General features: G+C 62.8%; 18 protein-coding genes. 12 read left to right on the top strand and 6 right to left on the bottom strand.

Features of this window, described 5'->3' with window-relative positions; all coding sequences use genetic code 11:
- Positions 1-59 precede the first annotated feature (59 nt).
- The 5 genes from P6U23_RS38980 to P6U23_RS38960 all read left to right on the top strand — a co-directional run bounded on the left by P6U23_RS38980 (position 60) and on the right by P6U23_RS38960 (position 6,662).
- Positions 60-1,523: a glycosyltransferase gene (locus tag P6U23_RS38980; protein ID WP_407177570.1), complete on the top strand. Its 1,464-nt coding sequence runs from the start codon at positions 60-62 to the stop codon at positions 1,521-1,523.
- A 290-nt stretch (positions 1,524-1,813) separates the two neighbouring features.
- Positions 1,814-2,482, top strand: a complete 669-nt coding sequence (locus P6U23_RS38975) for a GntR family transcriptional regulator (protein ID WP_407177569.1) — start codon at positions 1,814-1,816, stop codon at positions 2,480-2,482.
- Between the two features lie 2 nt (positions 2,483-2,484).
- Positions 2,485-3,696 carry an MFS transporter gene (locus P6U23_RS38970; protein ID WP_407177568.1) on the top strand — a complete coding sequence of 404 codons (1,212 nt, stop codon included), beginning with the start codon at positions 2,485-2,487 and terminating at the stop codon, positions 3,694-3,696.
- A 144-nt stretch (positions 3,697-3,840) separates the two neighbouring features.
- Positions 3,841-5,247 (top strand): MFS transporter, encoded by a 1,407-nt coding sequence (locus P6U23_RS38965; RefSeq protein WP_407177567.1) that lies wholly within the window; start codon positions 3,841-3,843, stop codon positions 5,245-5,247.
- A 188-nt stretch (positions 5,248-5,435) separates the two neighbouring features.
- Positions 5,436-6,662 (top strand): PHB depolymerase family esterase, encoded by a 1,227-nt coding sequence (locus tag P6U23_RS38960; protein ID WP_407177566.1) that lies wholly within the window; start codon positions 5,436-5,438, stop codon positions 6,660-6,662.
- A gap of 167 nt (positions 6,663-6,829) precedes the next feature.
- Here the strand turns inward: P6U23_RS38960 and P6U23_RS38955 are convergent, their stop codons facing one another.
- Positions 6,830-7,504, bottom strand: coding sequence for an MBL fold metallo-hydrolase (locus P6U23_RS38955; protein ID WP_407177565.1), 675 nt, complete (start codon positions 7,502-7,504; stop codon positions 6,830-6,832).
- An 84-nt stretch (positions 7,505-7,588) separates the two neighbouring features.
- On the opposite strand from P6U23_RS38955, the gene P6U23_RS38950 reads away from it, so the two are divergent.
- Positions 7,589-8,080, top strand: coding sequence for an MmcB family DNA repair protein (locus P6U23_RS38950; protein WP_407181727.1), 492 nt, complete (start codon positions 7,589-7,591; stop codon positions 8,078-8,080).
- A 115-nt stretch (positions 8,081-8,195) separates the two neighbouring features.
- Here P6U23_RS38950 and P6U23_RS38945 read toward each other — a convergent pair whose 3' ends face one another.
- Positions 8,196-8,759 (bottom strand): ActR/PrrA/RegA family redox response regulator transcription factor, encoded by a 564-nt coding sequence (locus P6U23_RS38945; RefSeq protein WP_157450081.1) that lies wholly within the window; start codon positions 8,757-8,759, stop codon positions 8,196-8,198.
- A 177-nt stretch (positions 8,760-8,936) separates the two neighbouring features.
- Positions 8,937-10,271, bottom strand: a complete 1,335-nt coding sequence (locus tag P6U23_RS38940; protein WP_407177564.1) for an ActS/PrrB/RegB family redox-sensitive histidine kinase — start codon at positions 10,269-10,271, stop codon at positions 8,937-8,939.
- Between the two features lie 199 nt (positions 10,272-10,470).
- Between P6U23_RS38940 and P6U23_RS38935 the strand changes: the two genes are divergently transcribed.
- The 4 genes from P6U23_RS38935 (at position 10,471) to P6U23_RS38920 (ending at position 14,600) form a co-directional block, all read left to right on the top strand.
- Positions 10,471-11,265 (top strand): ABC transporter ATP-binding protein, encoded by a 795-nt coding sequence (locus P6U23_RS38935; protein WP_407177563.1) that lies wholly within the window; start codon positions 10,471-10,473, stop codon positions 11,263-11,265.
- Complete coding sequence (locus P6U23_RS38930) at positions 11,262-12,080, top strand: ABC transporter permease (protein ID WP_407177562.1); 819 nt, start codon at positions 11,262-11,264, stop codon at positions 12,078-12,080. The genes P6U23_RS38935 and P6U23_RS38930 overlap by 4 nt, the downstream gene beginning before the upstream one ends.
- Positions 12,081-12,202: 122 nt before the next feature.
- Positions 12,203-13,531, top strand: a complete 1,329-nt coding sequence (locus P6U23_RS38925) for a polyhydroxyalkanoate depolymerase (RefSeq protein ID WP_407177561.1) — start codon at positions 12,203-12,205, stop codon at positions 13,529-13,531.
- Between the two features lie 229 nt (positions 13,532-13,760).
- Complete coding sequence (locus P6U23_RS38920) at positions 13,761-14,600, top strand: M48 family metallopeptidase (RefSeq protein ID WP_407177560.1); 840 nt, start codon at positions 13,761-13,763, stop codon at positions 14,598-14,600.
- A 60-nt stretch (positions 14,601-14,660) separates the two neighbouring features.
- Here the strand turns inward: P6U23_RS38920 and P6U23_RS38915 are convergent, their stop codons facing one another.
- Positions 14,661-16,853 (bottom strand): transglycosylase domain-containing protein, encoded by a 2,193-nt coding sequence (locus P6U23_RS38915; RefSeq protein ID WP_407177559.1) that lies wholly within the window; start codon positions 16,851-16,853, stop codon positions 14,661-14,663.
- A 137-nt stretch (positions 16,854-16,990) separates the two neighbouring features.
- Here P6U23_RS38915 and P6U23_RS38910 point away from each other — a divergent pair, with 137 nt between their 5' ends.
- Positions 16,991-17,416 carry a DUF1330 domain-containing protein gene (locus P6U23_RS38910; protein ID WP_407177558.1) on the top strand — a complete coding sequence of 142 codons (426 nt, stop codon included), beginning with the start codon at positions 16,991-16,993 and terminating at the stop codon, positions 17,414-17,416.
- A 149-nt stretch (positions 17,417-17,565) separates the two neighbouring features.
- Here P6U23_RS38910 and P6U23_RS38905 read toward each other — a convergent pair whose 3' ends face one another.
- Positions 17,566-18,792, bottom strand: coding sequence for an ABC transporter substrate-binding protein (locus P6U23_RS38905; protein ID WP_407177557.1), 1,227 nt, complete (start codon positions 18,790-18,792; stop codon positions 17,566-17,568).
- Between the two features lie 237 nt (positions 18,793-19,029).
- Between P6U23_RS38905 and P6U23_RS38900 the strand changes: the two genes are divergently transcribed.
- Entirely contained in the window at positions 19,030-19,584 is a 555-nt protein-coding gene (locus P6U23_RS38900) for a methylated-DNA--[protein]-cysteine S-methyltransferase (RefSeq protein ID WP_407177556.1), read from the top strand.
- 94 nt (positions 19,585-19,678) lie between these two features.
- Here P6U23_RS38900 and P6U23_RS38895 read toward each other — a convergent pair whose 3' ends face one another.
- Complete coding sequence (locus tag P6U23_RS38895) at positions 19,679-22,477, bottom strand: [protein-PII] uridylyltransferase (RefSeq protein WP_407177555.1); 2,799 nt, start codon at positions 22,475-22,477, stop codon at positions 19,679-19,681.
- Positions 22,478-22,662 lie beyond the last annotated feature (185 nt).

The following is a 22,662-nucleotide window of genomic DNA, read 5'->3' as shown; positions in this document are numbered from 1 at the left end:
TCCGCCGATCGCCGCCCGCTACATGGGCCGGGTGCGACCGCGTTCACTTGAGGCAATTCATGGTTCTTGCGCAAGCAACCGTCGCTCCGCAGATCACCAATCCGCGGAAACGGCAATTAATGGAAGAGATCGATTCCTCGCTCGACGAGCAGGAGAGTTGGCGCAAATTCAACGCCGCCTACCATGAGGACGATTTCAAGTTCATGCGCTTCCTGATTCCGCCGGGCAAGCGCGTGCTGGAATTGGGCTGCGGCACCGGCGATCTGCTCGCCGCCCTCGAACCCTCTTACGGCGTCGGCATCGATTTCGGACCGCAAACGCTGGCGCGTGCACGAGCACGCCACCCGCAGCTCACCTTCGTGCTGGGCGATGTTGAGGATCCGGCAACGCTGCAATCGGTCAAGGGTCCGTTCGACTATATCGTCATCGCCGATACGATCGGAATGTTCGAGGATATCGACGGCACGCTGAGATTGATCCATCAGCTCTGCGAACCGTCGACGCGGATCGTGATCTCCTATTATTCCCATCTCTGGGAGCCGATCCTGAAAGCCGCGGAGGCGATCGGCTTGCGGCGCAAGCAGCCGAAGATCAACTACATCGCCAATGCGGATTTCCGCAATCTGATGGACCTCGCCGATTTCGAGGTGATTTCCGCGGAGCAGCGGCAGCTTTTGCCGCAGCGCTGGTTCGGGCTTGGGCCGCTGATCAACCGCTATCTGGCGCCGCTGCCGGGCGTGCGGAAATTATGTCTGCGCACCTATCTGGTCGGCCGTCCCGTGCGGCAATTCCCGGACCGCAAATTTTCGGTCAGCATCGTCATTCCCTGCCGCAACGAGCGCGGCAACATCGAGGATGCGATCCTGCGCATGCCGCGCTTCGGCAGCGAACAGGAGATCATTTTCGTCGAAGGCAATTCTTCGGACGACACCCTTGCCGAATGCGAACGTGTCCGCGAGGCCTATCGCGGCCAATGGGATATCAAGGTGTTGAAGCAGGACGGCAAGGGCAAGGGCGATGCGGTCCGCAAGGGCTTTGCCGTGGCCAAGAACGACGTGCTGATGATTCTCGATGCCGACCTCACCATGCCGCCGGAGGCATTGCCGAAATATCATGCGGTGATCGAGAGCGGGAAGGCGGAATTCGTCAACGGCACACGCCTCGTCTATCCGATGGAGCAGGAGGCGATGCGACCTCTCAACTTCATCGCCAATCGCATGTTCGCCTACATGTTCAGCTATCTCGTCAACACGCGCCTGACCGATACGCTGTGCGGCACCAAGGTACTGTTGCGCAGGGACTATGAGGTGCTGGCGAAGGAGCGCGGCTATTTCGGCAATTTCGATCCGTTCGGCGATTTCGACCTGATCTTCGGTGCCGCGAAGCAGAACTTAAAGATCATCGAGACGCCGATACATTATAAGGCGCGCACCTTCGGCGAGACCCAGATATCGCGTTTCCGCGATGGCTGGCTGTTGCTCAAAATGGTCTGGTTTGCCTATCGCAAGCTGAAGGCGATTTGAGTTTTTTGCGTCATTCCGGGGCGGTGCGACAGCACCGAACCCGGAATCTCGAGATTTCCGGGTTCGCCTCTTCGAGGCGCCCCGGAATGACGGCGCCTGGAAAGGGTCGCAGCGGTCGCTCAAACCACCAAGCCGCTCGCGCGCATTTGGTCCGGTGTCATCTCCCTCGAGAAGGCGAGCCCATCGGATTTCGGCGGAGCTGGTATCCCGTAGCGGGGTTGTTTGGTGTCCCAATTCGGTATACCGAAAGGCGCGGTTCTGTTTCAGCGCGTTTCCCGTCAAAACCAACTATGTCGCAAATGCTCCAGATCCACGGTCAGTTGCGCGAGATGATCCTCTCGCTCGATCTCGTGCCAGGCGAGCGCTTGACCGAACGCTGGCTCGAGAGCCGCTTTTCGGGTTCCCGCACGCCAATCCGGGCGGCGCTGGCGCGGCTGGAAGGCGAAGAGTTGGTCCGCCGCGACGGCCGCAACTGGATCGTGGCCCCGATCGATCTCGGTGAATTGGAGGCGCTCGCCGAGTTCAGGGAGCCGCTGGAGACCACGGGCGTGCGGCTGGCCTGTTCACGCGCGAGCGAAGCAGATCTTGCCGCGATCGAAGAGATGCTCGATGCCTGCCAGGCCGGCGCGCCGCGCGAGGAATGGCACCGGGTCGGGACCGACTTCCATGTCGAGCTTGCGCGGCTATCGGGCAATCCGTTCATCGCAAAGGCGATCGCGGGAGCGATGACACGGCTGTCGCGGGCCCGCTGGCTCGAAGTCTGGACCGAGCCATCGCGCGAACAGGCCTGGGCCGAGCATCGGCGCATACTTACCTTCATTCGTCGCAACGAGCCTGACGAGGCGGCGCGCGAAGCGGCCGCGCACATCCGCGACACGCTCGCCCGGCTGCTCCGCTCGCTGCAGGACGACCACCGCGGCCTGCGCGCGCGCGGTTTTGCCGTGATAGGGATGCGCTAGAGATGGACGCGATGCCCGAACTCGGGGTGAACCTCGACGCCGGCCCCTGGAAGCGGAATTTGCTCGTTTGCGTCTTCGGCTCCTTCACCACGATCGTGGCGATGACGCTGTTGCTGCCGTTCCTGCCGCTCTATGTCGAGCAGCTTGGTGTGACGGACCACGCCGCCATCGTGCAATGGTCCGGCATCGCCTATGGCGCGACCTTTTTCAGCGCGGCGCTGACGGCGCCGCTCTGGGGACAGCTTGGAGACCGCTACGGCCGCAAGCTCATGCTGATCCGCGCGAGTCTCGGTATGGCGGTCGCGATGTCTCTCATCGGCATGGCGCACAATGTCTGGGAGCTGGTGGGCTTAAGGCTGCTCGCCGGCCTGCTTGGCGGTTACGCGTCGGGCTCGATGATCCTGGTCGCGGCGCAAACGCCCAAGGTGCGGTCTGGCTGGGCGCTTGGCGTCCTGTCCTCCGGCATCATGGCCGGCAATGTGGTGGGCCCGCTGATCGGCGGCGCGTTGCCGCCGTTGATCGGCCTTCGCGCGACCTTTCTGCTGGCCGGTGCCGTCATCTTCATCACCTTTCTCGGCACGAGCTTTTTGATTCACGAAGAGAAGCGGCCGCCGCAGGCCAAGAGCCGCAAGTCGCGCGGGGCATGGGCGCTGATCCCGGACAAGCGTCCCATCCTGGCGATGCTGGCGACGGGCGTCCTTCTGATGATCGCCAATATGTCGATCGAGCCGATCATCACAGTCTATGTCGCCCAGCTCGTCGAACCTCCGCGCCTGACGTTCTTCGCCGGTCTCGCCATGTCGGCAGGGGCGCTGGGCAGCATCTTGTCGTCATCGCAGCTCGGCAAGCTAGCCGATCGTGTCGGACACTGGACCATCATCATCATCTGTCTCGCGGTTTCGGCAGCGCTCTTGATCCCGCAGGCCTTTGTCGACAGCGGTTGGCAGCTCATCGTCCTGCGCCTGCTCATGGGCCTCGCGCTTGGTGGACTGCTGCCCTGCATCGCCAGCGTCATCCGGCACAATGTGCCGGAGGCGATCGCCGGCGGCATTCTGGGCTATTCGGTGTCGGCGCAATATTGCGGCCAGGTGATCGGGCCGCTTGCCGGAGGGTTCGTCGGCGGTCACATCGGCATGCGCGCCGTCTTTCTTGGCACGTGCGTTTTGATGGCAGCGGGGGCCATCGGCAATTTCATCGTCGAGAAAGGCCGATAAGGACGATAGATCGCTGCGAGCTGGTGTTCGCCCGGAGCTTGCCAGCTCTCCCGGTCGCGCCTCTTTTACCTCGGAGGTAATCGCGCCGATGACCGCGAGCGGTCATCATCTGCCGCAGTGCAATTGAGGCAGGTCCGCATTCCCATGCATCAGATGGTGACAGCCGGCGTCGATATCTCGCGCCGGTGGTGGGTGCTCGCGATCGTGGTTGCGGCGCAGTTCATGTTTGGCGTCGACGCCTTTGTCGTCAATGTCGCGATCCCCACCATTGCGATCGAGCTGAATGCAAGTCCGGCTCAAATCGAATCAGTGATCGCGATTTATCTGATCTCCTATGCGACCTTGATTGTCACCGGCGGCCGGCTCGGCGACATCTACGGCACCAAGCCGGTGTTCCTCGCGGGCGTGCTTGGCTTTACGGTGACCTCGCTTTGGTGCGCGCTGGCGCGATCGGGCCCGGAGCTGATCATGGCGCGGCTGGCACAAGGTGCGACCGCGGCGGCGATGGTGCCGCAGGTTCTGGCGACGCTGCATCTGCTGTTTGCCGATCAGGCGCGCGCTCGCGCATTCGGCATTTATGGAGTTGCATTGGGATTAGCGGGGGCTGCAGGTTTCGCGCTTGGCGGCGTGCTGGTGACGCTCGATATCGCTCATCTCGGCTGGCGCACGGTGTTTTTAGTCAACGTGCCGTTCGGGCTTGCGATCATCGCCGCAGGCACGAGGATCATGCCTCCCGCGCCGCTTCGGCCCGGCACAAGGCTGGACATTCCCGGCGCGGTCGTCCTGTTCGTTGGCCTGTTGTGTCTGATCGGGCCGTTGCTGTTCGGCCATGATGTGCATTGGGCGCCCTGGCTTTGGCTGATCATGGCGGCGGGCGTTGTCATCGTCGCGGCATTCCCGCGCCTGGAAAGGGCTATCGCAAGTCGCGGCGGCATGCCGCTGATCGATCTCTCACTATTGTCGGACGTGCGTTTCATGCGGGGACTTTGCGCGGCGTTCTTTTTCTTTCTCGCCAATCTGTCATTTTATTTCGTGATGACGGTGTTCATGCAAAAGACATTGCAGATTCCGCCGCTGCAAGGCGGCCTCGTGTTCGTGCCGTTGGCGTTGACCTTTGTGGTCGCGTCCCGCCATAGCGGCGCGCGCGCCAAGCATCGCGGTACGCTGGTGCTGATCGAAGGCTGCATTGTTCAGATGATCGCCTTGGCCGCCATCGGCCTATTGGTATTTCAAATCGAAGCGCCGTCGGCCTTGGCGCTGTCGCTCGTGCTTGCGATCTTCGGCTACGGGCAAGGATTGGTGATGGCGCCGTTGTCGAGCGCGGTGCTGGTGACGGTCAAGCCGGCCGCCGCGGGCGCGGGCTCAGGCATGTACGGCACCACGGCGCAGATCGCCAATGCCGCGGGCGTTGCCGCCATCGGCGCGGTATTCTTTGCAATCGAAGCATCACGTTCCGCGCAGCACGCGCTGTTTGCAGCGCTCGTCATGTTCGTGCTTTCAATTGTGACATGCGTCGCATTTTTGTCGTGGATGCGGTGCGCTCGCGCATGATGGAGACAAGCGGGCAACAGCTTTCCAAAAAGATGACGATCGAATGCTAGAACTGTGATCGCGCGCTTGCGTTAGTCTCGAATCGCGGGTCAAATCCTGGGGATCGACAGCACACATACTTTTGTTTTGCGCTGCAGCAACTATCTGTTCTTGGTGGGGTTTAGAGCTGTCCACCAAGGGAGCCCCAGGTGTCTCTCGCTGAAAATATCGATTTCCTAAGCCTCCTTCCCAAGCCGGGCGATTGGCCGCTCTATGGCCGCGGCTTGCGCGGCGACGTGCAAAGCCCGCTGACGGAGGTGCATGGGTTCGGCAGCAACCCCGGACATTTGCGGATGTTCGCTTTCGTGCCGTCGAAGCTGCAGCAGCCGCACGCGCTTGTCGTCGTGCTGCATGGCTGCGGGCAGACCGCGGCATCTTACGATCTCGGTGCCGGCTGGTCGACGCTCGCCAAGCACTACGGCTTTGCTTTGCTGTTGCCGCAGCAGCAGCCGTCGAACAATCCCAATGGCTGCTTCAACTGGTTCAGCAAGGATGACATCGCGCGCGGCCGCGGCGAAGCCGCCTCGATCCGTCAGATGGTCGTGCGCATGGTGCGCGATCACGCCATCGATCCGCGTCGCGTCTTTGTCACCGGCCTCTCCGCCGGCGGGGCGATGGCATCGGTGATGCTCGCGACTTATCCGGATGTGTTTTCGGCGGGCGCGATCATCGCCGGTCTGCCGTTCGGTGTCGCCGGCAATGTGCGGGAAGCGTTGCTCGCGATGCGAACCGGCTCGGGGCGGTCCGGGGCCGCGCTCGGCGATCTCGTGCGTAATGCCTCCAAATATCGTGGGCCTTGGCCAAAAGTGTCGGTGTGGCACGGCAGCGCCGACCGCACCGTCAGTCCTGCCAATGCCGGTGAGATCGTCAACCAATGGCTTGACGTGCACGATCTGCCGGAAGCTCCGATGTCGCAAGGTGTGGTCGACGGCCATCGACGTCAGGTCTGGTGGAATGAAGACGGCCAGACCGTCATCGAATCCTACGCGATCGCCGACATGGCGCATGGCACGCCGCTCGGGCGAGGCCACGACGACAAGCGCTATGGCAAGGAGGGGGCGTTCCTGCTCGAAGCCGGCATCTCCTCGTCCTACCACATCGCAAAATTCTTCGGCCTCACGCGCTGGATTCGCGATGCCAAGCCGACGGTTGCGGAGTCGCCGAGCGCCAAACTGATTCCGCCGGTGTCCCCAATCTCGGCCGTGGTGGTGCCGGATCTTACCAAGGTGCTGCGGCCCCTGATCACGACCGAACAGCCAGGCGAAGCGAAACCCGACGCCGCGCCGCAAGCTGCACCGAAAACGCGGCATCGCATCGTGGGCGATGTCAGCGCGGCACTGGAGCGCGTGCTGATCGCCGCCGGGCTGAAGAAGTAGCGCTCCCTCCGCAGTCACGCTGGGTCCGCCTCGCCCCGCTTGCGGGGAGAGGTCGGATCGCATCGAAAAGATGCGATCCAGGTGAGGGGACAGGTCTATCGACTGGCGCTGAGCTTTCCGAAATGGCCCCTCACCCCGTAAGCACGGAGAGAGGCAAGGATCACGGCCTACATTTGCCCCGTGATGAACGGATTGGTCCGGCGTTCCTGGCCGAAGCTCGAGCCTGCGCCGTGGCCGCAGATGAAGCCGACATCATCGCCAAGCGGCAACAGTTTTGTCTTGATCGAAGAGATCAGGGTTTGGTGATTGCCACCGGGAAGGTCGGTGCGGCCGACCGAGCCGTTGAACAAGACGTCGCCGACATGGGCAAAACGCAAGTCCTTGTTGAAGTAGACGACGCTGCCCGGCGAGTGACCGGGGCAATGCAGGATGTCGAAGCTGAGTGAGCCGATCTCTACCCGCTCGCCTTCCTCGAGCCAGCGGTCGGGCGCGAAATTGCGCACACCCGTCATGCCGAAGGTCGCGCCGGAGGTCACGACGTTGTCGAGCAGGAATTTGTCGTCCCGGTGCGGACCTTCGATCGGCACGCGCAGCGCGTCGCGCAGTTCGGCGGCGCCGCCGACATGATCGATATGGCCGTGAGTGAGCCAGATCTTCTCGACCTTTACTCCGGTCTTCTCGATCGCAGCCAGGATCCTTGGAACATCGCCGCCGGGATCGAACACTGCGGCCTGCTTGGTCGCCTCATCCCAGATGATGGTGCAGTTCTGCTCGAACGGCGTCACCGGCACGATGATCGCGCCGGCTTTCGCTTTGGTTTCGGTTTGGTTTTGCTCGCTCATGCCGTCAGAATGCCGGTTTTTGCAGGGCGGCGAAAGCGAAAGATTCGTGCAGCACTGTTGCGGAATCGGGTAAACTCAATGCTCATGGAACAGCGTGTCCGCCAGATCAGCCTTGCTCCGCCTACCGATGGTCGCCAATCGGAGACCGCGCTTGCGGTCGCGCGCGGCACGGCGCGGCTGCTGCGGTCGCTGGGATTTTCCTGTATCAGCGAATTGCCGTTGCCCTCGGGCCGCCGTGCCGATCTGGTGGCGCTGAATGAGCGCGGCGAAATCTGGATCATCGAGATCAAGTCTTCGGTCGAGGACCTGCGCGCCGATCACAAATGGGAGGACTACCGCGCCCATTGCGACCGGTTGTTCTTCGCCTTCACGCAGGACATGCCTTGCGAGATTTTTCCTGATGACACCGGCCTGATCGTCGCCGATGCCTACGGCGCGCATATGTTCTGCGATGCGCCGGTACATCGCCTGCCGGCGCCGACGCGCAAGCTGATGATGATACGTTTCGCGATGGCCGCCGGGCAGCGGATGAATAGGCTGCTCGATCCGCAGGGGCACGCGGAGTTTTGGGAGTGATCGGCCTCAATCGAAAATCGTAGGGTGGACAAAGGCGCGTTAGCCGCGTCCCCACCAATTTCTTGACGCACATGATGGTGGGCGCGCTTTGCTTTGCCCGCCCTATAGTCTGCGACTACCGCGGTGCGCGTTTGGCCAGGATCCGCTGCAAGGTGCGGCGATGCATGTTGAGTCGCCGTGCGGTCTCGGAGACGTTGCGGTTGCACATCTCGTAGATGCGCTGAATGTGCTCCCAGCGGACGCGGTCCGCCGACATCGGGTTCTGCGGCAGTTCCGACTTCTCGGTGCCGGTGGCAAGCAGCGCCGCGACGACGTCATCGGCATCGGCCGGCTTTGCCAGATAGTCTACCGCGCCCATCTTCACCGCGGTCACGGCGGTGGCGATATTGCCATAGCCGGTGAGCACGATGACGCGCGCATCGGGGCGCTTGCGCTTGAGTGCCGAGACCACGTCGAGTCCGTTGCCGTCGCCAAGCCGCAGGTCCACCACCGCGAAAGCCGGCGCGGCCTTGGCAATCTGTGCAAGGCCCTCGGCGACGCTGTCGCAGGAGGTCACGGCAAAACCGCGCGTTTCCATGGCGCGCCCGAGGCGCTCCAGGAACGGCTTGTCATCCTCCACGATCAGGAGCGAATGATCGGGGTAATCGGCAAGTTGAGCAGCGGCGGCCAAGGCGGGCATCTCTTGAGGTTGTTCCCGAAAAGATATGGCGTTGTGGATACGCCCTGCCAAGAGCACTAAAATCGGGTTGCATAAATGCGGCCTTACGCCGCTGACGGCGCGGGATGAAATCGAATCCCGTCTATCCACTTGTTTATACGAACCTTTTTGAAAAACCGGTGCTCCGGCAGAGCCGGATCATGCTCCAACCTCTGCACTCTCTTCACCGCTTTCGCCGGCCTCGAAGCGGTGGCGCGGCCAGACGATCGAGACCACCGCGCCATGATCGGGAAAGGTCCGGTTGGTAAACGAGATCTTGGCGCCGGTGCGCTCCAGAAGGGTGCGTGCGATGAACACGCCGAGTCCAAGCCCCGAATGCTCGCTTTGCGTATCCTCAGCCCCGCGCCGGCGTGACAGATAGGGCTCGCCGATCCGCTTCAGGATATCAGGCGCAAATCCCGGACCGTCGTCGGAGATCACGATCTCGACGCTGTCATTGTTCCACCAGGCATTCACTTCCACCGCGGAGCGCGCGAAGTCGAGCGCGTTTTCCAGGATGTTGCCGACGCCGTAAAGGATCGCCGGGTTGCGTGTGCCGACCGGTTCTTTCGAACCCGCCACCGCAATCCGAACCTTGATCGCGACGCCGAAATCGCGGTGCGGCGCGACGATTTCCTCGATCAAGGTCGACAGCTTCATGCGATCGAACGGCGCGCCGGTCGATGAGAGCTGGGTGATCTTGGAGAGAATGTCGCGGCAGCGCTGCGCCTGCTCGCGCAGGGTTTTGATGTCGGCGGAGACCAGGGCATTGTCCTGCAGCGCGCGCTCGAGTTCGCGCGAAATCAGCACGATGGTCGACAGCGGCGTGCCAAGCTCGTGCGCGGCGGCGGCGGCCAGGCCGTCGAGCTGGGTGAGATGCTGTTCGCGCGCCAGCACCAGTTCGGTGGCAGCAAGCGCATCCGCGAGCTCGCGCGCCTCCTCGGTGACCTGGAATGCATAAAGGCTGGTGACGCCGATCGCGACCACGATGGAGAGCCACACCCCGAACAGATAGATCGGCGGCAGCACCAGCGGCTCCTCGGCATCCCAGGGCAGCGGCATGTAGAAGAAGACCAGAATGGACGCGCAGGCCACCGCGAGCGCGCCAAGCGCCATGGTGAGCCGCGACGGCAGCGCGGTCGCGGAGATCAGGACCGGCGCCAGAAACAGGAAGGAAAACGGGTTTTGCAGGCCTCCGGTGAGAAACAGCAGCGCCGCAAGCTCAATGATATTCAGCGCGAGCAGCGCCGCGGCATAGCGCGGCTCCAGGCGCTGCATCGGATTGAAAGCGATCTGCAGGCCGAGGTTGAGCAGCGCCGAGAGGGCGATGATGGCAAGGCAGGGGATCACCGGCAGGTCGAATTCCAGCCCCTGCAGCACGATGAAAATCGCTGCCAACTGGCCGAGCACGGCAAGCCAGCGCAGCCGCAAGATCGTATCCAGGCGCACATGGCGCCGCGGGTGGCGGAAATCGGAAGCGGCGATGTCGATCATGGCTGAAGCTTAGAGCATGACCCGCAAGCGTGTGTAGCGGTTTCCCGAAAAGATCATGCTCGAACAAAAGGATAGAGCTGGATAAGGGTCGGAGGGAGGTCGTCGCCCTTCTGGCGGTGGCGATCCGATCACAAATTGCATGGTTTGAGCCTGATAGCTGTTGCGCTTATTGCCGCAATGGCCCAATGAACGGCCCCGCATGAACATCGTCGACCAGGTTCCGCCAAAATCGGTCGCCGCGGGTCCGCTAGGCTCCGCCGCGATCGAGGTCGCGCATCTCACCAAGGTCTACAAGCAGACGCGGGCGGTCGACGGCATCTCCTTTTCCATCGCGCGCGGCAGTATCACCGGGCTGCTCGGAGGCAATGGCGCCGGCAAGACGACGACGATTGCCATGATCATGGGATTGGTGCTGCCGACGTCGGGGCGCGTCCAGGTGTTGGGCTATCAGATGCCGCAACAGAGCGAGCGTGTGCTTGGGCGGATGAATTTCGAGAGCCCCTATGTCGACATGCCGATGCGATTAACGGTGCGGCAGAACCTGACCATCTTCGGCCGCCTCTATGCGGTCGCGAACTTGCGCGAGCGCATCGCGCAACTGGCCGATGAACTCGATCTCAACGAATTCCTCGACCGCGCCAACGGCAAGCTCTCGGCGGGACAGAAGACGCGCGTGGCGCTCGCCAAGGCGCTGATCAACGAGCCCGAGCTGCTTCTGCTCGACGAGCCGACCGCCTCGCTCGATCCGGATACCGCGGATTGGGTCCGCGGGCGTTTGGAGACCTACCGCAGGACCCATCAGGCGACGGTGCTGTTGGCCTCCCACAATATGCTCGAGGTCGAGCGGCTCTGCGACCGCGTCATCATCATGAAGCGCGGCCGCATTGAGGACGACGACAGCCCGGAAGGCATCATGGCGCGCTACAACCGGGCGACGCTGGAGGAAGTCTTCCTCGATGTCGCGCGCGGCCGGGTCAAGGAAGCGGCGTCATGAGCGAGCTCGCGCTGCATGGCGGGATTTCCGTCAACCGCATCGGCGCGATGATTCTGCGCTACTGGTATCTTTTGCTGTCGTCCTGGCCGCGGCTGCTGGAGCTCGTCTACTGGCCGGTACTGCAGATCATCACCTGGGGGTTCCTGCAGACTTATATCGCGCAAAACGCCAATTTTTTCGCGCGCGCCGGCGGCACGCTGATCGGTGCGGTGATCCTGTGGGACATCCTGTTCCGCGGGCAGCTCGGCTTTTCCATCTCGTTCCTGGAGGAGATGTGGGCGCGCAATCTCGCCAACCTAATGATGAGCCCGTTGAAGCCGATCGAGTTCCTGATCGCGCTGATGACGATGAGCCTGATCAGGCTTGCGATCGGCGTCTTCCCGATGACGCTGCTCGCGCTGTTTTTCTTTCAGTTCAATTTCTACAGCCTCGGCCTGCCGCTGATCGCCTTTTTCTGCAACCTGATCTTCACGAGCTGGGCGGTCGGCATCTTCGTCTCCGGCCTGGTGCTGCGGCATGGGTTAGGGGCTGAGAGCATCGTCTGGACGCTGATGTTTGCGTTGATGCCGCTCGCCTGCGTCTATTATCCGGTGCACGTATTGCCGGTCTGGCTGCAATATATCTCATGGTCGCTGCCGCCGACTTACGTGTTCGAGGGCATGCGCGCGCTCCTCATCGACCATGTCTTCCGCACGGACCTGATGCTCGCGGCGCTTGCGATCAATGCCGTGCTGCTGATGGCCTCGTTTACGGCATTTCTTGCCCTTTTGCGCAGCGCCCGCCGTCACGGCTCACTGCTCGCGGGCGGCGAATAGATCATTTTCCCGTGGATTTTCGTGATCTTCTCTACCGAAAGAGCGTCCGGATACCGATCTGTGCATTGACGCTTTATTACGCATTCGGCACTATATTGCGACGCAAAAGGGAAGATTAAGAAATGGCAATAGGCGAGTTCGGCGGCGCACCTCCGTTAGCGGCTGAAGGCAGTCCGGCGCTAACGACACCGATGTACTGGATGTATGAGATGGCGCATGCCTCGCTCAATCCGGCGCGCGCGGTTTCGGATGCCACCAAGATCCTGTTTCAGAATCCGCTCAATCCCTGGTCGCACACCCAATTTGGCAAGCAGCTCGCCGCGGCCTGCGAGTTGTTCGAGCGCACCACGCGCCGTTACGGCAAGCCGGAATGGGGCATCAGTGAGACCGAAGTCGCCGGCATCCGCGTGCCGATCGAGATTCGCAGCGTCTGGGAAAAGCCGTTCTGCCGGCTGCTCTACTTCGACCGCAAGTTCACCCGTCCCGTGCGCTCTCCACAGCCGCGCGTGCTGATCGTGGCGCCGATGTCCGGCCATTACGCCACCCTGTTGCGTGGCACAGTCGAAGCTTTCCTGCCGACGCACGAGGTTTACATCACCGATTGGTCGGATGCGCGCATGGTGCCGTTGTCGGAGGGACGGTTCGACCTCGACGACTACATCGATTACGTCATCGAGATGCTCCATGTGCTTGGCGGCAACATGCACGTCATCGCCGTCTGCCAGCCGGCGGTGCCGGTGGTTGCGGCTGTGTCGCTGATGGAAGCGCGGCGCGACCCGTTCGTGCCGGTCTCCATGACGCTGATGGGTGGGCCGATCGATACCCGTCGCAATCCGACCGCGGTCAACAAGCTCGCCGAGGAGCGCGGTATCGAATGGTTCCGCAGCCATGTCATCACCAAGGTGCCGTTCCCGCATCCAGGCGTGATGCGCGACGTCTATCCGGGATTTTTGCAGCTCAACGGCTTCATCAGCATGAATCTCGACCGCCATGTCGATGCCCACAAGGCGCTCTTCCGCAATCTGGTGAAGGGCGACGGCGATCTCGTCGACAAGCACCGCGACTTCTATGATGAATATCTGGCGGTGATGGATCTCACAGCCGAATATTACCTGCAGACGGTGGAGACGGTTTTCATCAAGCACGCGCTGCCGAAGGGCCAGATGACCCATCGCGGCACGCCGGTTGATCCTTCAAAGATCACGCGCGTGGCGTTGATGACGGTTGAAGGCGAGAAGGATGACATTTCCGGTCTCGGTCAGACCGAAGCGACACACGATTTGTGCAGTTCGATCCCTGCACATCGCCGCGTGCACTATGTGCAGCCCGGCGTTGGTCATTACGGTGTGTTCAATGGTTCCCGTTTCCGCTCCGAGATCGTGCCGCGCATCAACGATTTCATGCTCTCAGCGGCGAATCCGAAGTCGATGCTGGCGCTCGCGGCCGAATAAGCGCGCGCTTTGCGAGAAGTCGACGCAATCGGCGCGAAATTCGCGCCGATTGCGCCTTCAGGTAAGTACCTGATCCGGCATCAGGAAAGCCGGATTCGCCGGTTCCGAAAGAATGAGTTTTGCCTCATTCTTTGAGCGAGCCGGAACCGGGGTTTTTAAGTCAAAATTTCCGTTTTCGGCCCCATTCTGTAGGGCCTGGGATGGCCGCTAGACCCCGTATATTGGGCAAATGATTTGTTTTTGCGCCGGGCGATTTCACTGGCTTTGGATGTGGCAGAATCCGGGCGAACTCCTACCCCCCGGACTGACAGACATGGCCACTCGCGCGCTCCTGTATCGGCGCCCCTACGAACCTTCGACCTTTCTCATCAAACATGGCTCGCAAATTTTTGCGATCCGGCTGCGCAGGCATCGGCGCGCGCGCCGTTACACGTTGCGCATTCATCCCACTGACCGCGAAGCGATATTGACGATGCCCCCGCGGGGGACGATCGCGGAAGCGAGAGACTTTGCGCAACTGCATGGCGGCTGGATCGCCGCACGTTTGGGACGATTGCCGAAGGCCGCGCCGTTCCTGCCGGGTGTGGTGGTGCCGCTTCGCGGGGTGCCGCATCGGATCGTCCATCGCGCTGGCGAGCGCGGCACCGTTTGGACGGAGACGCGCGACAGCGGCGAAAAGATCCTTTGCGTTGCCGGCGGCGTCGAACATCTCGACCGCCGGGTGCATGATTACCTCAAACGCGAGGCGCGGCGCGAGCTGCAGAAGGCGACGGAGATTTACGCGCAAGAACTCGGCGTGCGGGTGAAACGGCTCTCGATCCGCGATCAGTCGAGCCGCTGGGGCTCGTGCACCTCGGCCGGATCGCTGTCCTTCTCTTGGCGCTTGATCCTCGCGCCGCCCTTCGTGCTCGACTATCTCGCCGCCCATGAAGTCGCGCATCTCGTCGAGATGAACCATTCGCCGCGGTTCTGGCGCGTGGTGGCCAGGATCTGCCCCTCGGTCGAACGCGCCAAGAAGTGGCTCGACACCTGCGGCAATGACCTGCACCGGTACGGGATCGAGGATTGATCCCTCTCGTCGTTCCGGCGAAAGCCGGGACGGCATCGTCGGCATTTGCCGCGCTTCGAACTACCGTCCAAACAGCCGCTGAAGCAGCCAGCCGTCGAGCCCTGCGTCCGCCTCGGGCCGCACCGCGCCGCGGCTGGATGCTGCGCGGCCGCTGGTCGTGAGCTGCGGCGCGGGCGCGGACGGCGCGGTGATTTGCGATGCGATCTGGGCGAGGTTGGACATCGGGCTCGGCGGTTGCGAGTTCGGCAAGGCCACGGGCTGAACACCTTGCAGCGCGGTACGCATGAAGCGGGACCAGACTTCCACCGGCAGTCCGCCGCCGGTCGCCTTCTTGGTCGGCGAACTGTCGTCATTGCCGAGCCAGACGCCGGTGACGAGATGGGCCGTGTAGCCGATGAACCAGGCGTCGCGAAAATCCTGGCTGGTGCCGGTCTTGCCGGCGGCCTGCCAACCCGGAATTTCCGCCTTCCGCGCCGTGCCCGAGATCAGCGTCTGCTCCATCATCGCGTCCATCATCGCGACATTGCGCGGCTCGATCACCTGGTTGAGCTGCTCGGGTTGGCGCACATAGAGAATCTTGCCTTCGAGGGTGCGGATCTTACTCACGACATGGGGGGACACAGCATAGCCGCCATTGGCGAATGGTGCGTAAGCGCCCACCAGCTCGGTCATGGAAACTTCGGAGGTGCCGAGAGCGATCGAAGCGTTGGGCTCGAGCTTGGAGGAAATGCCAAGCCGGTGGGCGGTCCGCACCACATTCTTCGGTCCGACTTCGAGGCCGACGCGCACCGCGACCGTGTTGAGCGACATCGCGAGCGCCTGGGTCAGCGTCACGGGACCGAAATATTCGCGGCTGTAGTTCTCCGGCTTCCAACCCTTGATGTCGAGCGGCGCGTCCATGCGGACGGTGTCCGGCGTCAGCCCCGCTTCGATCGCGGTCAGATAGACGAACGGCTTGAACGCGGAACCCGGCTGTCGCTTGGCGGTGACCGCGCGGTTGTACTGGCTCTCGGCATAGTTCCGCCCGCCCACCATGGCGCGCACGGCGCCGTCGGGGCTCATCGCCACCAGCGCGCCCTGGCTGACATTGAACTTCACGCTCTTGGCGGCGAGCTCGTCGATGACGGCAGCCTCCGCCGCGGCCTGCAGCTTGGGATCGATCGTGGTCTCCACCACGATGCTCTGTTCGATCTGGCCGATCAGGTCGTCGAGCACCTCGGAAATCCAGTCGGCGACATAGTTGACCGTGCCGGCACCGGCCGGCTTCACGCTCATCGCCGGATGGGCGCTCGCGGCCTGCGCCTGCGCTTGCGTGATGAATTTGGCGTCCGCCATCGCCGCGAGCACGGTCTTGGCACGGTCCGCGGCGCCTTCCGGATTGCGGTTCGGCGCAAGACGCGAGGGCGATTTGACGAGTCCTGCAAGCATCGCGGCTTCCGCCAGCGTGACGTTCTTGGCGGACTTGCCGAAGTAGCGTTGGGCGGCGGCCTCGACGCCATAGGCGCCGGAGCCGAAATAGACGCGGTTCAGATAGAGTTCGAGAAGCTCATTCTTAGAATATTTGCGTTCCAGCCACAGCGCGAGCTCGGCTTCCTGCAGCTTGCGCGTCAGCGTCCGCTCCTGGGTCAGGAACAGATTCTTGGCGAGCTGCTGGGTCAAGGTCGAGCCGCCCTGCGAGACGCCACGATGCAGCAGGTTGGCGACCGCCGCGCGCAAGATACCAAAGGGATCGATGCCGAAATGGGAATAGAATCTGCGGTCCTCGATCGCGATGAACGCCTTCGGCAAATAGGGCGGCAGGTCTTTGAGGGCGACATTGGCGCCTGCCATTTCTCCGCGCTGGGCCAGCACAGTGCCGTCGAGCCCCACGATCTCAATGGTCGGCGGGCGCTTGGGAATTTCCAGCGATTGGATCGGCGGCAGATGCGCCCCGGCCCAGATCACGGCGCCGAGCACAGCGATGGCGCCCCACAGTCCGAGCACGACGCCCCAATAGATCAATCGTGACGGGCGAAATCCGCGCGCTTTGCCGCGGCGCTTGTTGCTCATGCTGGAGGAGGGCGGTTTGCGCTCACGCGGCGGTTCCTCGTCGTCCGGTTCCTCTTGTTGTCTGCGCTTGGCTTGCGATTTTTTCGGCTTGTCCTCGCCAAAGGGGATACGGTCCTCGAGGCTTAGCCGCAGCGAGGCGAGCGAAGCGCCGAGCCCGAATTGCGGCTCCTTGCGCGTGCCGCTCTGTTTCCGTCCCCAGGCCATCTACTGCTCACGCCACGAAACTCCCCAGCACACGCTAGACCCGGGACTTTAAGGGGCCGTTACGCAAACCTTAACGCGGGATTAGGAGGTGAGGCGGCGCGTGGTAGAAATGGCCCGATCAGTTAAGGGAGAAACGCATGGGCCATATCGATCCCACCAAGGATGTGTTCGCGCAGTTTCGGGCCAATGACCGCCCCGGCCCCATTCACATGCTCAATCTGGTCCGGTTGCGCGCCGAGGCCGCCTATCCCGACGGCCGCAAGGCAAGCGGTGCCGAAGCCTATGCGGCTTATGGCCGCGACAGCGGGCCAGTGTTCGAGCGGCTGGGCGGCAGGATCGTCTGGCAGGGCCGATTCGAACTGATGCTGATCGGCCCGCAGGAAGAGCGCTGGGACCATTGCTTCATCGCGGCGTATCCAAGCGTTGGTGCGTTCGTGGAGATGATCCGCGATCCCGTCTATCGTGAAGCGGTCAAGCACCGCCAGGCCGCGGTTGAAGATTCCCGCCTGATCCGTTGCGGCGTGCTGCCGGTGGGGAAGAATTTTGGCGAGATTCCCAGTTGAATCGGTCGAAGCGCACGCGCTCTCCGCATCGTCATGGCCGGGCTTGACCCGGCCATCCACGCCTTTCTTTCTGCGGCACAGCGTGGATGCCCGGGTCAAGCCAGGTCAAGCCCGGGCATGACGACCTTGCTTGGTCGGAGGTGGAGCTGTCAGCCCGCAGCCCCCGTGTCTTCGAGGATCGGGCCGAACAGCTCCCAACGTTCGCCGTTGAAGCGCATCATCTGTAGCTGCTTGTTGACGCGATAATCGGTCGGCGAGGTGTTGGCCTTGATTCCCGGCAACGCGAGGTCGCCGGTGACGTCCTTCAGCGAGCTCGCCTGCTTCATGACATTCTCGCGAGTCAGGTTGTCGCCGCACATCTGCAGCACGTGCACCAGGAGCTCTGTCGTGGAGTAGCCGTAGACGTTGAAGTTGGAGTTCTTGTCCCCTTCCGGATAATACTTGGCCATGAAGTCGAAATACTTCTTCATGCCAGGATCGTCCTTCCAGGTCGGGTCGAGCGGATCCTTGCCGTAATTGACCGAGATCACGCCCTTGGCGGCCTCCAGCCCCGCCGGCTGCATCACCGCGCCGACCGAGGTGGCGTTGATGTCGACGATGTGCACGGGCCTCCAGCCGAGCTCATAGACCTTCTTGATCGCCTGCGCCGCCTGCTTCGGCGTCGCTGCGCTGAACAGGAGGTCGGCGCCGGCGGACCTTATCTTCAGGATCTGCGAGTCGATGGTCGGATCGGATACCTCGTAAGAGGCCTCCGCGACGATCATGGTCGCCGCCTTGTCGCCAAGGCCGGCCTTGATGCCGTTGAGATAATCCTTGCCGAGATCGTCGTTCTGGTAGAGCACGCCGACCTTGGCGTTCGGATGCTCCTTCAGGATGTACTGGCCGTAGATGCGGCCCTCGACGAAGTAGTTGGGATTATATCCCATGGTCCAGGGGAAGTTCTTGGGATCGGTGAACTTGGAGGCGCCGGTCGCGGCGAACAGTTGCGGCACCTTCTTGGCGTTGAGATATTTCTGCACGGCGGCATTCGACGGCGTGCCGATGATCTGGAAGGTCAACAGCACCTCGTCGTTCTCGACCAGTTTGCGCACCTGCTCCACCGCCTTCGGCGGGCTGTAGGCGTCGTCATATTGGATCAGCTTGATCTTGCGGCCGTTGATGCCGCCCTGGTCGTTGATCATGTTGATGTAGGCGGCCTGTGCCCTGCCGATGGTGGCGTAAGCCGAGGCGGGGCCGGAAAACGGCACGGTCTGGCCAATCTTGATCTCGCTGTCGGAGGCGCCAGGATCGTATTTCTTCTGCGCGAAGGCCGACGATGCCGACAGCGCGATCACGAGCGCGGTGCCGGCGGCCAGACGGAAAAAGCCCTTGTTCATGTGGTGCGTTCCTCCTTTTCATTGATTGTGCCACGGTCTGATCCCCGAGAAGGGGACGCCATCGCTGCGGGCAATTGTGGAGGACCGGTTTCTGCAATGCAAGATGAGGCCGCGGCCCTAAGATCAACGGATCACGTTCCCGGAAGCGACGGAAACCGAATGGCGCAAAACGGGTGGCGGCACCGCGTGCGAGTGCGCGAAGATCTTGGATGGCACGCCTTGGAATGAGCCTGGAGGATGAGAGGGACAGTGAGCGCAAATCGGCCCGAACCGCTTGGAGTTGATCGGTTGGATACGCCGATCGGCACAGCGTTGCTGGTGACCGACTGCAAGGGCGTCCTTTGCGCATTGGATTGGGAGGGCTACGAATCCCGCATGCGGGAGTTATTGCGGCTGCAGCACGGCGCGGTGGTCTTGCAGCAGGGGGTGGCACCGCAGGAGATCAAGGCGGCACTGTCGGCCTATTTCAAGGGCGAGCTCAATTCCCTGCGCGCCATCAAATGGCGCCTCGCCGGAACCGCTTTTCAGCGCCAAGTTTGGACCGCGCTTACGGAAATCCCACCTGGAACGACCGTCAGCTATGGCGCGCTGGCGGCGCAGCTTGGCGTGCCCAAAGCCATGCGCGCAGTCGGGCACGCCAACGGCGCCAATCCGATCAGCGTCGTCATTCCCTGTCATCGCCTGATCGGTGCCGACGGGTCGCTGGTCAAATATGGCGGCGGGCTCGCGCGCAAGCGCTGGCTGCTGGAGCATGAAGGTGTGAGGCTGAGCAGCGTGCGGAGCCGATCATAAATCGGGCATCACGGTAATAGGGGCGAGCCTCTCGCGCGGCTCACCTCTCCGCGCTGCCGGGGCAGTTGGACCGGATTCCGCTCCGGCTGAGGGCTCACGCCGCGGGCTTCGCCACCGCCTCGTCGTTGGACAACAGATGCAGCAGCGCGCTGCGGATCGCGGCCTGCCGGGTCGGCGCGGTGATCTGCGCGCCCAGCAGGTCGGTGACGTAAAACACGTCGCGGGCGCGTTCGCCGAACGTCGCGACATGCGCGGAGGCGATGTTGAGGTTGAGCTTCGAGATCGCGGTGGTGAGCTGGTAGAGCAGGCCCGGCCGGTCGAGACCGGACACTTCGATCACGGTGTAGAGCTCCGACCATTGGTTGTTGATGGTCACTTCCGGTTCGACCACGAACGCCTTGACGCGGCCGCCGCGCACCGTGCGGCGCGCCACGGCTTCGGGCAGCCGCAACTTGCCTTCCAGCACGTCCTCGATCGTCTCGCCGATCCGCGTGGCGCGCCGTCCTTCGTCCTCGTCGCGGTCGTATTCCCTTGAGATCGCGATGGTGTCGAGCGCGCGGCCGTCGGTCGTCGTGTAAATCTGCGCGTCCACGATGTTGGCGCCGGCCGAGGCGCAGGCACCCGCGATGATCGACAGCAGCCAGGGATGGTCCATCGCGAGGATGGTCAGCTCGGTGACGCCGCGCGCCTCGTCAAAGCCGACATTGATCGCGAGCTTGTGCCCGGCCTGTTCGGTCGCCTTGATGAAGCGGGCGTGGCGGATCTTGCGCGGCAGCTCGACCTTGAGCCAGTAGGCCGGATAATGCCGCCCGATATAGGCATTGACCTCCTGCTCGCTCCATTCGGTGAAGGCCGCGCGGAATTCGGCCTGGGCCGCCGCGATGCGCCTGACGCGGTTGACCTCCGAGAAGCCGCCGGTCAGCACCGGCTCGGTCTCATAATAAAGTGAGCGCAAGAGCTGCGCCTTCCAGCCGTTCCACACGCCGGGTCCGACGCCGCGGATATCAGCGGTGGTGAGGATGGTGAGCAGCTTCATCTGCTCGACCGACTGCACCACGGCAGCGAAGTTCTCGATGGTGCGGCGGTCGGAGAGGTCGCGCGATTGCGCAACCGTCGACATGGTCAGATGCTCCTCGATCAGCCAGGCGACGAGCTCGGTGTCGCCTGCGGAGAAGCCGAGCCGCGGGCAGAGCCGTCGCGCCACCTTGGCGCCGGCGACGGAGTGATCCTCCGGCCGGCCCTTCGCGATGTCGTGCAACAGCGTTGCGACATAGAGCACCGGGCGGTGCTCGGGCCTGATCTTGCGCATGAGGTCGCTGGCGAGGGCGAACTCCTCGCTGCCCCCGCGCTCGATCTCGTGCAGGAACCCGATGCAGCGGATGAGATGCTCGTCGACCGTGTAGTGATGATACATGTTGAACTGCATCATCGAGACGATGCGGCCGAAGGCGCGGATGAAATGGCCGAGCACGCCGGTCTCGTTCATCCGCCGCAGCACGATCTCGGCGTCGTTCGAGGTCAAGATCTCCATGAACAGCCGGTTTGCTTCCGGGTTCTCGCGCAGCTCCGAATTGACCAGCTTCAGCGAGCGCGTCACGCTGCGCATCGCATCGGGGTGAAAGGCAAGGTTGTTCTTCTGCGCCAGGCGGAAGATCCGGATCAGGTTGACCGGATCGTGCTTGAATACGTCGGGGGCGGCGAGATTGATGCGGTTGTTGTCGACGACGAAATCGTCGCCGTCGGGCACCCGCCGCCGCGTCAGATTGGGACGGAAGCGCGCCATCATCCGGCTCAGCACCGGCGCGGGCTTCGCCTGCTGGTCTTCCAGCTTCGCGCACAGAATGGCGGTAAGGTCGCCGACCTCCTTGGCGATCAGGAAGTAGTGCTTCATGAAGCGCTCGACATCCTGCATGCCGGGATGACTGGTGTAGCCGAGCCGGATCGCGAGCTCGCGCTGCAGGTCGAAGGACAGCCGCTCCTCGGCGCGGCCGGTGACGAAATGCAGATTGCAGCGGACCGACCAGAGGAAATCGGCGCAGCGCCGAAAGGTGCGGTATTCCTGCGCGTCGAATACGCCGCGCTCCAACAGCTCCTCGGTCTCGCGCACGCGATAGACATATTTCGCGATCCAGAACAGGGTGTGCAGGTCGCGCAAGCCGCCCTTGCCGTCCTTCACATTGGGTTCGACCAGATAGCGCGACTGGCCGGCGCGGCGATGCCGTTCCTCACGCTCGGCGAGTTTCGCGGTGACGAACTCCGCCGCGGTTCCCTGCACCACCTCCTTGTCGAACCGCGCTACCAGTTCATCATAGAGCGGCTTGTCGCCGGTCAGATATCGCGTTTCCAGGATCGCGGTGCGAATGGTCATGTCGCCGCGCGCCTGACGGATCGATTCGTCGACCGAGCGCGTGGCGTGACCGACCTTCAGGCCCATGTCCCACAAACAATAAAGAATGGCCTCGGCGACCTGCTCGCCCCAGGCGGTCTGCTTGTAGGGCAGGATGAACAACAGATCGATGTCGGATTCCGGCGCCATCAGGCCGCGGCCATAGCCGCCGGTGGCGACCACCGCCATACGCTCGGCGCCGGAGGGAAGCGGCGAGCGATAGAGATGGCGAGTGGCGGCCGAAAACAGGATGCGGATGATCTCGTCCTGCACCAGGCAGAGCCGCTCGGCGCAGCGCCGGCCGTGCCGGTCCTTCAGCAGCATCGTCTGGGCGGCGGCGCGTGCCGCGACCAGCTCGCCCTTGAGCAACTGCGCCATTGCCGAGCGAAATACGTCCTCCCGGCCGGCGTGCTGCTCGGCCAGCGCATCGACTGCGGCGGTGACGCGCGCCGTATTAAAAAAGGGCGCCTCAGCCTCGCGGACTGGCTCGGTTACGACGTTGTCCATGACCTCACCGGATATCGGACCGCGCCTGCGCTGTCACGAAACATTCTTGGCATGCGGCAGGTCCATGCTGGATTTCGCGTCCTCGCGGCAAAGCCGTTCTCGTTGTGGAGCCTAAAAGGTACGGATTTTCTCATTGACGAAACTGTCTAACGCCTTGAAAAGACGTCATCTTTCCAGGAGAGGGG

It is taken from the genome of Bradyrhizobium sp. STM 3562, assembly GCF_045571435.1.
Classification (GTDB): Bacteria; Pseudomonadota; Alphaproteobacteria; order Rhizobiales; family Xanthobacteraceae; genus Bradyrhizobium.
The sequence above is the reverse complement of the archived record's forward strand: the minus strand, read 5'-3'. Positions and strand labels throughout refer to the sequence as shown.